Raw genomic sequence first — 15,314 nt, forward strand, 5'->3', positions numbered from 1 at the left:
GTGACGTCTATCCGAAGCGCCCCGAGATGTAGTCCTCGGTCGCCTGGACCGACGGGTTCGAGAAGATCCGTTCGGTCTCGTCGATCTCGATGAGCCGGCCCGGCTTGCCCACCGCCGACAGGTTGAAGAAGGCCGTGCGGTCCGAGACGCGCGCCGCCTGCTGCATGTTGTGCGTCACGATGACGATCGTGAAGCGTTCCTTGAGCTCGCCGACCAGGTCCTCGATGGCGAGGGTGGAGATCGGGTCGAGCGCGGAGCACGGTTCGTCCATCAGCAGGACCTGCGGTTCGACCGCGATCGCGCGGGCGATGCAGAGCCGCTGCTGCTGGCCGCCGGAGAGCCCGGAGCCCGGCTTGTTGAGGCGGTCCTTGACCTCGTTCCAGAGGTTGGCGCCCTTGAGCGACTTCTCGACGACGTCGTTCAGCTCGCTCTTCTTGTACGAGCCGTTCAGGCGCAGGCCCGCCGCGACGTTGTCGAAGATCGACATGGTCGGGAACGGGTTCGGGCGCTGGAAGACCATGCCGACCGTACGGCGTACGGCGACGGGGTCGACGTGGCTCCCGTACAGGTTCTCGTCGTCCAGCATCACCTTGCCCTCGACGCGGCCGCCGGGGGTGACCTCGTGCATCCGGTTGAGGGTGCGCAGGAAGGTCGACTTGCCGCAGCCGGACGGGCCGATGAAGGCGGTCACCGAGCGGGGTTCCACGGTCATCGAGATGTCCTCGATGGCCTTGTGGGAGCTGTAGTAGGCGGTCAGGCCGCTGATGTCGATTCGCTTGGCCATGGAAATCAGCTTCTTCTCTCGGCCTCAGCGGCCGGTCTTCGGGGCCTTCCAGCGGGCGATGCCGCGGGCGACGAGGTTCAGGATCATGACGAAGGCGATCAGCACCAGTGCCGCTGCCCAGGCCCGGTCGATCGCGGGCGGCTCGCCGAGCTTGTACTGCTCGAAGATGTAGTACGGCAGGGAGGACTGGCCGTCCTTGAAGGGGTTGGTGTTGATCATCTGGCTGCCGAACACCAGCAGCATGATCGGCGCGGTCTCGCCCGCGATGCGCGCGATGGCCAGCATCACCCCGGTGGTGATCCCGCCGATCGCGGTCGGCAGGACGACCTTGAGGATCATGCGCCACTTCGGTACGCCGAGAGCCAGCGCGGCCTCGCGCAGCTCGTTCGGGACGAGCTTGAGCATCTCCTCGGTGGAGCGGACCACGACGGGGATCATCAGGATCGTCAGGGCGAGCGCGCCCATCAGGCCCGACGGCTCGATGCCGGTCATCAGCATGATCGACAGGATGAAGAGCCCGGCGACGATGGACGGGATGCCCGTCATGACGTCCACGAAGAACGTCACGGCCCTGGCCAGCGCGCCCTTGCCGTACTCCACCAGATAGACGGCGGTCAGCAGGCCGATCGGGACGGCGATGACGGTGGCGATGCCGACCTGTTCCAGGGTGCCGATCAGCGCGTGGTAGACGCCGCCGCCCTGGTCGGACGAGAGAACGCCGACCATCGAGTGGGTGAGGAAGTTGACGCTGAGGTCCTTCACGCCGTGGCCGACGGTCGTCCAGAGCAGTGAGAGCAGCGGGATGACGGCCAGGATGAAGCAGACCCAGATGATGCTGGTGGCGAAGCGGTCCTTGGCCTGGCGCTTGTTCTCGACCACCGCCGTGGTGACGTACGAGAGCGCGAGGAAGGCGACGACGGCGATCAGGCCCCACTGGACCTTGCTGCTGAGTCCTGCGGCGGTGCCGATGCCCGCGCCGATCACGATCGCCGCGACGGCGAAGCCGGCCGGGGCCCAGCGGGGGAGGCTGCGCCCGCTGAGGCTCGGTGCGGCGTGGACCCGGGGGGACTGCTCCTGCCCGGTCTCTACGGCTGTGTCGCTCATGCGTTGGCCCCCGAGTACTCCTTGCGGCGGGCGATGATCAGCCGGGCCGCGCCGTTCACGAGCAGGGTGAGGACGAAGAGGACCAGACCGGACGCGATCAGGGCGTCACGCCCCAGCGGGTTGGCCTCGTCGAACTTCGCCGCGATGTTCTGGGCGAAGGTGCCGCCGCCCGGGTCGAGCAGGTGCAGCGACATCACATAGCTGGGGGAGAGGACGGTGGCGACGGCCATCGTCTCGCCGAGCGCGCGGCCGAGGCCCAGCATCGAGGCGGAGATGATGCCGGAGCGTCCGAACGGCAGCACGGAGAGCCTGATGACCTCCCAGCGGGTGGCGCCGAGGGCGAGCGCGGCTTCCTCGTTCATCCGCGGGACCTGGAGGAAGACCTCCCGGCTGACGCTGGTCACGATCGGCAGGATCATGATCGCCAGCAGGATGCCGACGGTGAGCATGTTCCTGGAGACGCCGGGCTGTGTCTGGTCGAAGATGTACGTCCAGCTGAAGTACTGGTCGAGCCAGACGTTGAGGCCGCCGAGGTAGGGCACCAGGATCAGGGCGCCCCAGATGCCGTAGATGATGCTCGGCACCGCGGCCAGCAGGTCCACCACGTAGGCGAGTGTGGTGGCCAGCCTGCGCGGTGCGTAGTGCGAGATGAAGAGCGCGATCCCGACGGCGACCGGGACCGCGATGACCATCGCGATGACCGAGCTGATGACGGTGCCGACGAGCAGGACCGCGATGCCGAAGACCGGCGGTGTCTGCGAGGGCAGCCAGTCGAACGTCGTGAGGAAGTTGCCGTGGTCCTTCGAGATGGCGATGGAGGCGCGGTAGGTGAGGAACCCCGCTATCGCTGCCATCACCACGAGGAGCAGGACGCCCGAGCCCCGGCTGAGGCCCAGGAAGACCCGGTCGCCCAGTCGGCCGGTGGACCGGCCTGACTCGGTGTGGAGGGGGGTTTCCGGTGGAGGGGTGTCTATCTGTGTGGTGGTAGCCATGGTCTTTCCGGTCTGTGTGGGGGAGCCGCTGCTCCCCTGGCGGCGGTGCACCGGATGGGGGCGGCGGCCGGTCCGGAGGGACGCTCCGGACCGGACGCCATCACTGCTGGTGGAGCTGGTGGAGCTGGTGGAGCGTTTGGGGCTCGTGGGGCCGGTCGAGCCGGGTTACGAGATCGTGGCGAGCGTCTTGCGCACCTTGGCGTTGATCTCGGCCGGGATCGGGGCGTAACCGGCGGTCGAGAGCTGCTTCTGGCCCTCGTCGCTCGCGGTGTAGTTCAGGAAGGACTTCACGGTGCCGAGGGTGTCGGCCTTGTTGCCCTTGTCGCAGACGATCTCGTACGTCACCAGGACGATCGGGTAGGCGCCCTCGTCCTTGGTGGTGTAGTCGAGCTTGAGCGACAGGTCGGGGCCCGTGCCGACGACCTTGGCGGCCGCGATGGCCTTGGAGGCGTTGTCGGAGGTCGCCTCGACGGGGTCGCTGGCGCCCGTGTCGATCTTGACCGTGGAGATCTTCTGCGAGGTGGCGTACGAGAGCTCGAAGTAGCCGATCGAGCCGTCGACCTGCTTCACCTGCTGCGAGACACCGGCCGAACCGGCCGCTGCCTGGCCGCCGGGCGCGGGCCACGACTTGCCGCCCGGGTACTTCCAGTCGTTCGGCGCGGCGGCGGTCAGGTACTTGCCCAGGTTCTCCGTCGTGCCGGAGTCCTCGGAGCGGTGGAAGGGCTGGATCGCCTTGGACGGCAGCTTCACACCGGGGTTGAGCTTCTTGATCGCCGGGTCGTCCCAGGTCTTGATCTTCGTCGAGAAGATCTTCGCCAGTGTGGGGGCGTCCAGGACCAGGTTGTCGACGCCCTCCAGGTGGTAGCCGACCGCGATGGGGCCGCCGACCATCGGGAGGTCGATGCCCTGGCCGCCGCCGGTGCAGACCTTCTTGGAGTCCGCGACCTCGGCGGGCTTCAGGGGTGAGTCCGAACCGGCGTAGCCGACCGTGCCCTGGTTGAAGGCGACGATGCCCTCACCGGACGAGGACGACTTGTAGTTGATCTCGACGCCGGAACAGGCGGCCATGTAGCTCTTGGCCCACAGGTCCATCGCGTTCTTCTGCGCGCTCGAACCTGAGGCGCGCAGCTGGCCCTTCGCACCGTCGCACTTGACGTCGGATGCGGCGCTCGTCCTGGTGCCGGTGCCTCCGGTCGAGCCGCTGTTGTTGTCCGAACCGCACGCCGTGAGGACCAGGGCGCCGGATACGGCGAGGGCGCCGAGCGCGGCGGCGCGAAGCCGGGTCTTGCGCTGCTGAAGCTTCACTTCGGGTGTTCCTTCCAGGAGCCGCCGGGTTTCGATTCGTTGTACGGCGGCGTGCGAAGAGGTGACCGGTGCGGCGGGCTGCCGTGCACCGTGTAAGGCCGAAATTAGGCAGATCAGGTGAAGTGGCCGACGGGGGTGAGTGAACGGAGAGTGAACCTCGGCGGACGACCGGGTGCGGGTCCGTGCGCGTGACGGCACGCTCACCCACCGTCCGCCCCCGGGGCCGGGGCCGGAGCGGGGGCCGGGGGCCGGGACGTGCCGGACCCGGGGCCGGGGCAGCGGTCAGCTCGGTGCGGCGGTCGACGTGGGGGCAGCGTGGGAGGCCGGCGTGGCTTCGGCCCTGGGCGGCCCGGTGCGGCCCAAGGCTTGGGCGGCCCGGTGCGGCCCGCCCGGTGCGGTGGTCAGCGCAGCGCGCCGTGCAGCGCGTCGAGGAGCTCCCTGTCGTGCTGCTGGGTGAGCCGGGTGCGGGCGGCTGCCGGTGTGAGCCAGCTGACCCGGTCCACCTCGTTGTTCGGTGTGAACGCTCCGCCCGTCGCCTCGGCGGCCCAGTAGTCGACCTCCTTGGGGCGCCCGTTCACCGCATACCGCACGGTGGGCAGGCGTGCGCCGGGGGCGCAGGAGTGGCCGGTCTCCTCCTGGACCTCGCGCAGTGCGGCGGCCAGGGGGTCCTCGCCCGCTTTCAGCTTGCCCTTGGGGTGCGACCAGTCGTCGTACTTCGGCCGGTGGACCAGGCAGATCTCCAGGGCGCCGCCCGGCGCGCGCCGCCACAGCACGCAGCCCGCCGCCCGTACCGGAACACCCGCTCCGCCGGTCATGAGGCGCTCACCGCCGTGCGCTGCCAGGTCTGCTGGAAGGTGTAGCGGGCGGCCTCGACCTCGTGGCGCTGGTCGGCGTGGAGCACGCCCAGCGCGTACGCCGTCGCCGGGGCGATCCGCGGCGTACGGGCCGCCGAAGCGGCCGCCGACGCGGCCTCGGCCGCCTCGCGGTGCTGGTCGAGTGCCTGGCCCGCGCCGTAGAGCCGCAGGTCGGGGCCCGGCCGGTCGTCGAGCCCGGCGTGCAGGGCCTCCTGCGCGTAGCGGTGCAGCCGCAGCAGCAGTCTGACCTGGTGCCAGGGGGCGTCCTGGGCGTCGCTCAGCCCCTCCGCGTTGTACGGGTGCGCGGCCCGGTGCAGCGGCAGCGCGGCCACCGCGTCCGTGAGTTTGCGGACCGCCGTCTCGGCCGCGGGCGGCAGGGTCTCGGTCGCGTACGTGGTCGCAGCGGGCGCGAAGGGCACATCCGACGCCAGCAGGGCGACGGCGTCCGCGACCGCGTGGAAGCGCGACGAACCCAGCGCCTGGAGCGCCGCCGAGTGGGCGCGGGTCCTGGCCAGGGTCAGCTGCCGCTCCAGGAGTGCGCCGGCGCGCGCGGCGCCCATGGCGAGCCCGGGGTGCGGGGCCGTCCCGTCGCGCGGGCCCGGCAGCGAGGCCGTACCGGCCGAGAGCCTGCCGAGCGCTTCGAGCAGCCGGGCCAGCCGGGCCGCGTACGCGTGCTCGCGGGCCAGCGTGCCGGAGAGCCAGGCCAGTTCGGCCCGCAGCTGGTCGGCCCAGGCCGCGTCGAGATGGCCGCGGAAGGTGTGCAGGGTGCCGCTGATGCGGCGGGCCGAGCGGCGCAGGGCGCGCGCGGCCTCCTCGTCCCCCTCCGAGTAGGTGCGCAGGCTGCGCAGGAACTCCGCCGCCTGGTCGTGCAGATAGCGGGCGAGCAGCTCGCCCGCTGTCGCCGTCGGGTCAGGGCGTCGCACGGCTGAGCCTCCGGGGAGCATCAAGGGGTCGCACGTCGGCGCCTCCTGGCGTCTATCAGCATTTCCTGCACATGGCGCAGCGGCCGGCCCTCGGCGTCGGTCGCGTGACGCGTCCAGTTGCCGTCGGCGCCCAGGTGCCAGGAGGACGTGGTGTCGGACATACCGGTCTCCAGGAGCCGGCTGAGTGCCGCACGGTGGGCGGGGTCGGTGACGCGGACCAGCGCCTCGATCCTGCGGTCGAGGTTGCGGTGCATCATGTCGGCGCTGCCCAGCCAGACTTCGGGCTCGCCGCCGTTGCCGAAGGCGAAGACCCGGGAGTGCTCCAGGAAGCGCCCCAGTATCGACCGGACCCGGACGTTCTCGGAGAGGCCGGTGACGCCGGGGCGTATGGCGCAGATGCCGCGCACCCAGATGTCGACGGAGACCCCGGCCTGCGCGGCCCGGTAACAGGCGTCGATGACCGCTTCGTCGACCATCGAGTTGACCTTGATACGGATGTAGGCGGGCCGCCCGGCGCGCTGGTGCGCGATCTCCTTGTCGATCCGGACGACCAGGCCGTCGCGCAGCGACTTGGGGGCGACGAGCAGCCGCCGGTAGGTCTCGCGCCGCGAGTAGCCGGAGAGCCGGTTGAACAGGTCGGAGAGGTCCGCGCCGACCTGCGGGTCGGCGGTGAGCAGCCCGAGGTCCTCGTACAGCCTGGCCGTCTTCGGGTGGTAGTTGCCGGTGCCGACGTGGGAGTAGCGGCGCAGGGTGTCGCCCTCCTGCCGGACGACGAGCGACAGCTTGCAGTGCGTCTTCAGCCCCACCAGGCCGTAGACGACATGACAGCCGGCCTCCTCCAGCTTCCTGGCCCACTTGATGTTGGCCTGCTCGTCGAAGCGGGCCTTGATCTCGACCAGGACGAGCACCTGTTTGCCGGATTCGGCCGCGTCGATCAGGGCGTCCACTATCGGGGAGTCGCCGGACGTCCGGTACAGCGTCTGCTTGATGGCGAGCACGTCCGGGTCGCCCGCGGCCTGTTCCAGGAACGCCTGGACGGAGGTGGAGAACGAGTCGTACGGGTGGTGCAGCAGCACGTCCCGTTCGCGCAGGGCGGCGAAGATGTCGGGCGCCGAAGCGGACTCGACCTCGGCCAGGTCGCGGTGGGTGCCCGCGATGAAGGGCGGGTACGTCAGCTCGGGCCGCTCCAGCGACGCGATGCCGAACAGGCCGGTCAGGTCGAGCGGGCCTGGCAGCGGGTAGACCTCGGCGTCGGACACCTTCAGCTCGCGGACCAGCAGGTCGAGGATGTACGGGTCGATGGACTCCTCCACCTCCAGCCGGACGGGCGGCCCGAAGCGGCGCCGCATCAGTTCCTTCTCCAGGGCCTTGAGGAGGTTCTCGGCGTCGTCCTCCTCGACCTCCAGGTCCTCGTTCCTGGTGACCCGGAACATGTGGTGCGCCAGCACCTCCATCCCCGGGAACAGCTCCTCCAGATGCGCCGCGATGATGTCCTCGACCGGCACATACCGCTGGGGCGACGCCTCCAGGAAGCGGGTGAGCAGCGGCGGCACCTTGACCCGGGCGAAGTGGCGGTGACCGCTGACCGGGTTGCGGACGACCACGGCGAGGTTGAGCGAGAGCCCCGAGATGTACGGGAAGGGGTGCGCGGGGTCCACGGCCAGCGGGGTCAGCACGGGGAAGATCCGCTGCCGGAAGAAGGTGAAGAGCCGGGCCTTCTCCTTGTCGGTCAGGTCGTCCCAGCGGATCAGGTGGATGTTCTCGTCGGCGAGGGCGGGGGCGACGTCCTGCTGGTAGCAGGCGGCGTGCCGGGCCATGAGCTCGCGCGACCTGGTCCAGATCTGCTCCAGCACCTCGCGGGGCTGGAAGCCGGACGCGGAGCGGGTGGCGACGCCGGTCGCTATACGGCGTTTGAGGCCGGCGACCCGGACCATGAAGAACTCGTCGAGGTTGCTCGCGAAGATGGCGAGGAAATTAGCCCGTTCGAGGAGCGGCGTGGTGGGATCCTCGGCCAGTTCGAGGACGCGTTCGTTGAAGGCGAGCCAGCTCTGTTCCCGGTCGAGGAAGCGGCCCGACGGCAGCTCGGTGCCGGAGCCGTCCTCCTCGTACGCGTCGACGTCGGCGTCGATGCCCGGATCCAGGTCGGGAACGGCCGCCGCGACGGTGTGCGGGCGGTGTGCTGCGATGGAACCGACGGAGGGCTGGAGGTGCTTGACCGGGACCTCTGCACTGGGCTGCTGGCTCATATGCCCATTGTTCCGCGCGGGAGGGTCGGCGGGCGCGGTGACGGGTTGCATTCCGAGAGGGTCGCAAGCGCGTCTGAATGACGGGTAACGAGGACATGACGTCCGGGAAGCGCGCCATGACGTCCGGGAAGCGGGGCTGCTCCGGCTCTTCGGGTCCTCGGGCCCTCGGTGCTCCGGCGCTCCGGCTCTTGGGTTTCTCCGGCTCTCCGCGGCAGGGGCGGGCCGCGACCGATGATTCCCGGCCTCCCGCACGGTCAGTACAGAAGGACAGAAGAGGCGTACCACCCGGGTACGCGGGAGCATCAGCTGTACAGGAGGACCGGAATGCGTACCCTCGCGATCACCGAGAACGTCACCGTCGACGGCGCGGTCGAGATGCTGACCGACTGGTTCGACCCGCAGGCAGCGGGCGCCCCGGACATGAGCGACGTCCTGGAGGAGAGCCACCGGCAGGACAGCCGGGCCGACGCCCTGCTCGTGGGGCGCAGGACCTTCGAGGACTTCCGTCGTTACTGGCCGCGGCAGACGAACGACACCACCGGGGTCACCGACTATCTGAACCGGGTGCAGAAGTACGTCGTGTCGGCGTCGCTCACCGATCCTGCCTGGGAGAACTCGACGGTCCTGCGGGGCGACCCGGTCGCCGAGGTGGCCGCGCTCAAGGAGCGGGCGGGCGGCAAGGACATCGTGCTCACCGGCAGCATCACCCTGGCGCACACCCTGATCGCGGCCGGTCTGGTGGACGAGTACCGCTTCTTCGTCTATCCGGTGGTCCAGGGCGGCGGCCGCCGGCTCTTCCCCGAGGGGTACGGGATTCCGCGGCTGCGCCTCCTGGAGTCGAGGGCCTTCCGCGGCGGGATCACCCTCCAGCGGTACGCACCGGCCTGAGCCGGGCCCCGCCGGAGGGTGCCGGCGTGGCTCAGGCGGCCCTCCGCTTCACGATGCGGAACACCACCAGGGTCAGGACGGCGGCCAGGGCCAGCAGGATGCCGGTCTCGACGAGCTGGAGCGGCCAGAAGTGGGACACCGGGTGGGAGGAGCGGAAGTATCCCGCCAGGTTGTGGGCCGCCTGGCACTTCGTGTCGTCCACGCACATCGGGTCGGCCACGTGGGCGCCGCTGGATGTGACCGCGCCTTCGGCGGTGACCATGCCGTTCATCGCCGGGTAGCCCTCGGCGAGGCCGGTGCGGACGGTGACGACCGGCCAGAGGTGGGCGCGTACGTCGTCGAACAGACGGAACACGACCACGGATGCGACCAGGCTCGTCACGATGGCGGGCACGGTGCGGCGGACCAGCAGACCGGTCAGGGCGCCGACCGGGACCGCGAGCAGGGCCGTGGCGATACCGGTCGGGCCGATGGCGTGGTAGACGCTGTCGGGGTACCAGTCCAGGGTCGGGTTCTGGTGGGGGACCGCGGTCCAGACCCAGCGGTAGACGCCGTCGAGTACGACCGAGGCGACGACGGCCAGCGCGGTCGGCACGGCGAGCTTCGCCGCGAACCAGCGGACGGGGGAGACGGACTGGGTCCCCAGCAGCTGATGGCTGCCCGACTCCAGCTCCCGGGCGACGAGCGGCCCGGCCACGAAGGCGGCGATCAGATAGGGGAGCAGCATGATCAGCGAAGCGGCGTTCTCCACCATGCTGGTGTCCGTCCAGTAGCCGCCGGTCACGCCGCCGCCCCATACGCGGATCGCGATCAGCAGGACCAGGCACAGGGCGGTGAGCCCGGCGGCCCACTGGAGGGTGCCGCGGTGCATCCGGGCGGCCACCCAGTAGGGGCCGCGCAGCCACTGCGAGCCGGTCCGCCCGCCGGGCGCGCCGCCGGTGCCGCTGCCGCTTTCGGCGTCTGTGCCGGTGCCGGTGCCGGTGCTGATGCCGGTGGCGTTGCCGTTGCCGGTGTGGGGGGTGCTGTTCTGGTGCAGGGTGCTCATGCCCTTGCCTCCGTACGGTGTTCGGCGCTCGGTGTCAGCAGGGCGGGCACGCCCGGTGACCGCAGATGGGCGAGGAGCAGCTCTTCGAGGGAGGGCTCCATGGTCTGCCAGTCGCCGGAGACGGGCCCGTCCCGGCGTACCAGCGCGGTCAGTTGCCGTCCTGTGGTGCGCGATTCGACGACGGTGTGCGGGTCGAGTGCGGCCACCGGACCGGTCAGCAGGGTGTGGGCGGCCAGCAGGTCCTCGGTCTCGCCGCCCAGCCGTACCCGGCCGCCGTCGACCAGCAGCAAGTAGTCGCAGGCGCCGTCCAGTTCGGACAGGACGTGCGAGGACATCACGATCGTCGTGCCGTGCTGGGCGGCCTCGGACATCAGGGCGCCCATCAGCTCGTGCCGGGCCAGCGGGTCGAGATCGGCCATCGGCTCGTCGAGCAGCATCAGCTCGGGCCGCTTGCCGAGGGCCAGGGCGAGGGCGACGCGGGTGCGCTGGCCGCCGGAGAGGGAGCGGACGAGACTGTCCCGGTTCAGCTTGCCTCCGGCGACGATCCGTTCGGCGGCCGCCGCGTCCCAGCGGGCCGGGTTCAGCTCGTAACCCATCCGCAGGGTGTCGGCGACGGTCAACTGCCCGAGCAGCGGCTTGTTCTGGGCGACGAAGGCGATCCGCTCACGGGCGGCGGCGGGGGACGCCCCCAGCACCTGGACGGCGCCCTCGGTGGGCCGCAGCAGCCCCGCGGCGTGGGCGAGCAGCGTCGACTTGCCGGCGCCGTTGGGGCCCACGAGTGCGCAGATCCGCCCGACGGGCAACCGGAAGGAACAGCCCCGCAACGCCCAGTCGCGCCGCCTCCCGTATGTCTTGCCGAGCCCGAAGGCTTCGATGGCGGTATCGGTCATAGCGGTGTGTCCCCCTTGGAACGGGCTGCGGCGGTGGTGCCGGTGGTGCTGACGGTGCCGGTGGTGCTGACGGTGCCGGTGGTGCTGGTGGCCCCGGTGGTGCTCGTGGCCCCGGTGGTCCTCGTGGCGCCGGTGGTGCTGACGGGCTCGGTGATGCCGGTGGGGTCCAGCTGGAAACAGTCGTCGAGTACGGAGGCGCAGAGCGCGGCCGCGTCGTCCTTCTCCAGCCCGGCTGTACGGGCCCGGGTGGCCCAGTCCGTCAGCTCGGCCCGCAGCGCGGAGTCGGCGAGCCGCTCGGGCGGGGTGCGCCCGAGTGACTTGCGGACGAAGGTGCCCATGCCGCGCCGGGCCTCGACCAGGCCCTCGCGTTCCAGTTCGCGGTAAGCCTTCAGGACCGTGTTGGGGTTGATGGCGGTGGACTCGACGACCGCACGCGCGGTGGGCAGCTGGTCGCCCGGTTGCAACAGCCCCAGGCGCAGGGCCTGTTTGGCCTGCTGGGCGATCTGGAGATACGTCGAGACACCGCTGCGCCGGTCGATACGGAACTCGATCACGTGCCCACCCCCATTTCACTAGTTGAGTAGTGAAAGGGTGATGCAGGGCCGCGCAGGTGTCAACTCCGAGCCGGCCCCGGGAGCGGAAAAGCCCTCCCCGGCAGCTCGGGGAGGGCGGTGGGTCACAAGGGGTTTCCGCAGGTCAGGACTCCGAGCGGTACATCAGATCGACCTCGTGCGTGGTGAAGCCGAGCCGCTCGTACACCGTGACGGCGGCCGTGTTGTCGGCGTCCACATACAGCATCGCCGTGGGCAGCCCCTCGGCCGCGAGGTGGCGAAGACCGGTAGCGGTGAGCGCCTTGCCGAGGCCGCCGCCCTGGGCGTCGGGGCGGATGCCGACCACGTACACCTCGCCCAGCTGCTCGTCGGCGTGCACCTTCGTCCAGTGGAAGCCGACGACCTCATCGCCGGGGCCGCCGTCCGCACCGGTGTCCCGTACCGCCAGGAAGAACCCCTTCGGGTCGAACCAGGACTCGGCCTTCCGGTCGTCCAGGTCGCGCCGGCTCAGCGACCCCTGCTCGGGGTGGTGGGCGAAGGCCGCGGCGTTCACGGCGAGCCAGGCGGCATCGTCCTGACCGGGGACGAAGGTCCGTACGGTGATCCCTTCCGGGTAGACCGGCTCGGGGATGTCGAGCGGGACCAACGGGCGGCGGAGCTGGCGCAGTTCACGGAACTTGGCGAGCCCGAGCACCTGCGCGAGGTGGCGCGCAGCGGCGTGTCCGCCGTGCGCCCAGACGCGCAGCCGCCGCCCGGAAGCGGCCAGCAGCGCCGAACCGAGGGCGCGGCCGTGGCCCTGTCCCCGGTGCGAGGGGTGGACGACCAGCTCGGCGGCGGGCGCCTCGACGGGATCGGTCGCCTCCAGCTGGGCGTACCCCGTGAGGGTGTCACCGATGCTGACCAGGAAGTGCTGAACCCCCTCACGACGCTCTCCGCGCAGCTGAAGCCGTCCCTGCTCGGACACGGCCTGCTGACCGTCGGTCCGCGCGGCCTCGGCGAGCAGCGCGCGCACGGCTTGCTCCTGGTCGGCGGTGAGCGTGTCGAGGGTCTGGATCTGCCGGCCGGAGGCGGGGGATACGGGCGCATTCGTCATGCGGACGAGCGTACGGGGCCGCGGCCCGTGGCGACGGTGAAGTCCGGGCAGGGGCACGTCCTCGGAGTACGTCGATGAAATCCGCCGAGGCTCTCACAGTTCGCGACCGAGCCGGAACCGTCGTGAGAACTGGGCTAGAAAGGCCGGTATGGAACTCACCCAGATACGCCTGCTGGTGTCCGACTTCCCGGCCGTCTACCGCTTCTACCGGGACGTGCTCGGGCTCAAGCCGCAGTTCGATGCCGAGAGCGGCCCGTACGCCAAGCTCAGCCCCGACACCGGACCCGCAGCGATCGCGCTGCAGGACCGGGCGCAGATGGCCGAGGTGCTGAAGCAGCTGGGGACGGAGCCGGAGGGATACCGCACGCTGGTGGTGCTACGGGTGAACGACCTGGACGCAGCCCACGCAGAGCTCACCTCGAAGGGCGCGGAGTTCACCAGGGACCCGGGCCCGATGGGCGAGCGGATGCGGGTGGCGTACCTGGCGGACCCGGAGGGGAACCTGATCGAACTCCAGGAATGGCTGGCGCCGCGCGAGCAGTCGGGGAGCGCAGCGGTGTCTTAGGTGACTGAAGCAGAGCCTTCCTGAAACGCCGGTGAGCCGCACTCCGGGCTCAGCCGGTTGTCCCGGAGCGGTCCAAGACGTCCAAGTAGGCGGCGAGCCGACCGGCTGCGTGCAACTGGGCTGTTCCGCGGGACGTGAGGTCGCGCCGCCATCCTTCCAGGGCTCTGTTCAGCGCTTCGGGACTGCCTGCGTCGCGGAGTTCCCCGAGGACGGTGGCGATGGCGCCGAGGGGCTGACCTCCCCGTCGCAGCAGGTGCGCCAGTTCGGCGTCGCGGACGTCCTGCGCGACGTACCGGCGGTGCCCGGTGCGCGGGTCGCGCTGCGGGGCGAGGACTCCCAGCCGTTCCCAGGCACGCAGGGTGGCGCCGTTGAGCGCGAGGTGGCGGGCGAGCTCACCGATGCTGTACGGCGGCCGAGCGTCGGACGCCGTATCGGGGGTGACGGCTCCGAGTTCTGCGAGTGCTGCTTCGACGGTCCGTAGCGTGGTGCGGTCGCGAGCCAGTAGCACGTGCCCGTCGTCGACGTACTCCAGCGCTTCGTCGAGCCGTCCGCCGGTGACGGCACGCATGATGCGGCGGCTCGTCGAGTGGCCGAAGGCGGGAACGAGCGCCAGATAGGCCGCGAGCCCGACGGCATGAGTGGCGGTGTAGTCCCGGTACCCCGTGCGGCTGCGGTGGGCCGACGGGATGATGCCGGCGTCCTCGTAGTTGCGGACCGCCTGTGTGGAGAGGCCATGGCGGCGAGCCAGGTCCACGGGCCGCATACGACCTCCGGTTGAAGGTTCTGACGTAACTGGGCGGACGATTCGTCGCAGAGTCTCCACCGGGTGTTCAAGGATACGATTCAGGAACATGGCACGGAGCACGCACACCATGTCCGGAGAATTCGATCTGACGATGGCCGAGCTGCGCGTCGTGGCGCGTTACGTGGTGCGGCACGCCGAGGATGTCCTGCCGGTCTTCGAACAGGCCGTTCCCGATGATCCCCGTCCCCGCGCGGCGATCGACGCGGCCTGGACGTTCATCAACGGTGCCACCAGGGCGAAACTGCAGCGCGTCACCTCCCTTGACGCTCATCGAGCCGCCCGGTCCGCGCCCTCCGAAGCCGCCCGGCTGGCCGCGCGATCCGCCGGTGACGCCGCGTCGGCTGCCTACTTGCACCCCATTGCTCAGGCCGGCCAGGTCGGCCACATCCTGCGGGCCTGCGCGAGCGCCGCGCACATCGGAGAGCTGGAGGCGGGCGGTGACCCCACGATCGGGGATGCCTTGCTGGAACGGCCGCGGCAGCGAGCGTCACCGGTGCTCATCGATGTGCTCTGCCGCTACCCGCCCGTGACGGGCGGCGGAAGCCGGGTCGCCCGGCTGATGAGCGCCCTGGACCATTCCCTGCGCCAGGCTGCCGACTTGGTGCCGGGAGACAGCGCAGCGAGCGGCGCCGACGGGCGCGGGAATGAGTGCGGAGCGTGATTCTCCCGAAGGTGCGCGATCCTCGGTTCGTGACGATCCGCCGTGGTGGGACTCTCACTGATGCGGATCACCGTCTCCTCGCGCTGTGGGCCGCCGCCTGTGCGGAGCACGTCCTTGGGCTCTTCGAGTCGTCCCGGCCCGAGGATCCGCGGCCGCGCCAGGCGATTTGGCATGCCAGGGCCTGGGTGCGTGGTGAGGTCAGGATGATGCAGACCCGGGCGGCGGGCGGTCATGCGATGGGGGCGGCCAGGGACCTGCGTGGAGCGGCGCGGCATGCCGCGTACGCCGCCGGGCAGGCCGGGGCCGTCGCCCACGTCGCCGCACATGAGCTCGGCGCCGCCGCCTATGCGATCAAGGCCGCACGCGCGGCAGCACCGGAGGGTGAGAGCGAGACCGCGCGACGCATCGAGTGCCGGTGGCAGCGGGATCAGCTCCCGGAGGAGATCCGTGCGCTCGTACTCGATGACCAGCGGCTGCGCAACGACATCTGCTGGTCGATGTTCGACTGCTGAAGCAGGACCGCGCCGGTGTCCCGGCCGGTGGTCCCGGTGTGTGGATGGTGGGGCGGAGACCCGACGGGCCCTGACGGCTCGCCGCCCCCTTTTTTT

The 15,314-nt window shown here is 70.6% G+C and carries 15 protein-coding genes and 1 pseudogene; 4 read left to right on the forward strand and 12 right to left on the reverse strand.

Annotated elements, in window-relative coordinates:
- Positions 1–7 precede the first annotated feature (7 nt).
- The 7 genes from pstB to OG510_RS19915 form a co-directional block, all read right to left on the reverse strand.
- Positions 8–784 carry a phosphate ABC transporter ATP-binding protein PstB gene (pstB, locus tag OG510_RS19885; RefSeq protein ID WP_164266359.1) on the reverse strand — a complete coding sequence of 259 codons (777 nt, stop codon included), beginning with the start codon at positions 782–784 and terminating at the stop codon, positions 8–10.
- Positions 785–808: 24 nt separating this feature from the next.
- On the reverse strand, positions 809–1,888 hold the full coding sequence (gene pstA / locus OG510_RS19890; RefSeq protein ID WP_406138438.1) for a phosphate ABC transporter permease PstA: 1,080 nt from the start codon (positions 1,886–1,888) through the stop codon (positions 809–811).
- Positions 1,885–2,880 carry a phosphate ABC transporter permease subunit PstC gene (gene pstC / locus OG510_RS19895; RefSeq protein WP_406138439.1) on the reverse strand — a complete coding sequence of 332 codons (996 nt, stop codon included), beginning with the start codon at positions 2,878–2,880 and terminating at the stop codon, positions 1,885–1,887. Before pstC ends, pstA begins: the two co-directional genes overlap by 4 nt.
- 165 nt (positions 2,881–3,045) lie before the next feature.
- Positions 3,046–4,185 (reverse strand): phosphate ABC transporter substrate-binding protein PstS, encoded by a 1,140-nt coding sequence (gene pstS / locus OG510_RS19900; RefSeq protein ID WP_406138440.1) that lies wholly within the window; start codon positions 4,183–4,185, stop codon positions 3,046–3,048.
- 401 nt (positions 4,186–4,586) lie between these two features.
- Positions 4,587–5,000, reverse strand: coding sequence for an NUDIX hydrolase (locus tag OG510_RS19905; RefSeq protein WP_406138442.1), 414 nt, complete (start codon positions 4,998–5,000; stop codon positions 4,587–4,589).
- Positions 4,997–5,962, reverse strand: coding sequence for a CHAD domain-containing protein (locus OG510_RS19910; protein ID WP_406138444.1), 966 nt, complete (start codon positions 5,960–5,962; stop codon positions 4,997–4,999). The genes OG510_RS19905 and OG510_RS19910 overlap by 4 nt, the downstream gene beginning before the upstream one ends.
- 20 nt (positions 5,963–5,982) lie before the next feature.
- Positions 5,983–8,208, reverse strand: coding sequence for an RNA degradosome polyphosphate kinase (locus OG510_RS19915; RefSeq protein ID WP_406138446.1), 2,226 nt, complete (start codon positions 8,206–8,208; stop codon positions 5,983–5,985).
- Positions 8,209–8,532: 324 nt separating this feature from the next.
- Here OG510_RS19915 and OG510_RS19920 point away from each other — a divergent pair, with 324 nt between their 5' ends.
- Entirely contained in the window at positions 8,533–9,096 is a 564-nt protein-coding gene (locus OG510_RS19920) for a dihydrofolate reductase family protein (protein WP_406138447.1), read from the forward strand.
- A 31-nt stretch (positions 9,097–9,127) separates the two neighbouring features.
- On the opposite strand, the gene OG510_RS19925 is transcribed toward OG510_RS19920, so the two are convergent.
- The 4 genes and pseudogenes from OG510_RS19925 to mshD all read right to left on the reverse strand — a co-directional run bounded on the left by OG510_RS19925 (position 9,128) and on the right by mshD (position 12,675).
- Positions 9,128–10,141, reverse strand: coding sequence for an ABC transporter permease (locus OG510_RS19925; protein WP_406138449.1), 1,014 nt, complete (start codon positions 10,139–10,141; stop codon positions 9,128–9,130).
- Positions 10,138–11,031, reverse strand: coding sequence for an ABC transporter ATP-binding protein (locus OG510_RS19930; RefSeq protein ID WP_406138451.1), 894 nt, complete (start codon positions 11,029–11,031; stop codon positions 10,138–10,140). Before OG510_RS19930 ends, OG510_RS19925 begins: the two co-directional genes overlap by 4 nt.
- A gap of 164 nt (positions 11,032–11,195) precedes the next feature.
- Positions 11,196–11,585 (reverse strand): annotated as a pseudogene (locus OG510_RS19935) (GntR family transcriptional regulator); the annotation flags it as partial.
- Positions 11,586–11,727: 142 nt separating this feature from the next.
- Positions 11,728–12,675 carry a mycothiol synthase gene (mshD, locus tag OG510_RS19940; protein ID WP_406138452.1) on the reverse strand — a complete coding sequence of 316 codons (948 nt, stop codon included), beginning with the start codon at positions 12,673–12,675 and terminating at the stop codon, positions 11,728–11,730.
- A 148-nt stretch (positions 12,676–12,823) separates the two neighbouring features.
- On the opposite strand from mshD, the gene OG510_RS19945 reads away from it, so the two are divergent.
- On the forward strand, positions 12,824–13,240 hold the full coding sequence (locus tag OG510_RS19945) for a VOC family protein (RefSeq protein ID WP_406138454.1): 417 nt from the start codon (positions 12,824–12,826) through the stop codon (positions 13,238–13,240).
- Between the two features lie 49 nt (positions 13,241–13,289).
- Here the strand turns inward: OG510_RS19945 and OG510_RS19950 are convergent, their stop codons facing one another.
- A complete protein-coding gene (locus tag OG510_RS19950; RefSeq protein WP_406138455.1) occupies positions 13,290–14,003 on the reverse strand; it encodes a MerR family transcriptional regulator in 714 nt (237 codons plus the stop codon).
- A gap of 88 nt (positions 14,004–14,091) precedes the next feature.
- Between OG510_RS19950 and OG510_RS19955 the strand changes: the two genes are divergently transcribed.
- The gene (locus OG510_RS19955) at positions 14,092–14,706 is read left to right on the forward strand and encodes a putative immunity protein (RefSeq protein ID WP_406138456.1); all 615 of its coding nucleotides are present in this window, start codon (positions 14,092–14,094) and stop codon (positions 14,704–14,706) included.
- Positions 14,703–15,218 carry a putative immunity protein gene (locus OG510_RS19960; RefSeq protein ID WP_406138457.1) on the forward strand — a complete coding sequence of 172 codons (516 nt, stop codon included), beginning with the start codon at positions 14,703–14,705 and terminating at the stop codon, positions 15,216–15,218. Before OG510_RS19955 ends, OG510_RS19960 begins: the two co-directional genes overlap by 4 nt.
- Positions 15,219–15,314: the final 96 nt, after the last annotated feature.

This window comes from Streptomyces sp. NBC_01089 (assembly GCF_045162975.1).
GTDB lineage: Bacteria > Actinomycetota > Actinomycetes > Streptomycetales > Streptomycetaceae > Streptomyces.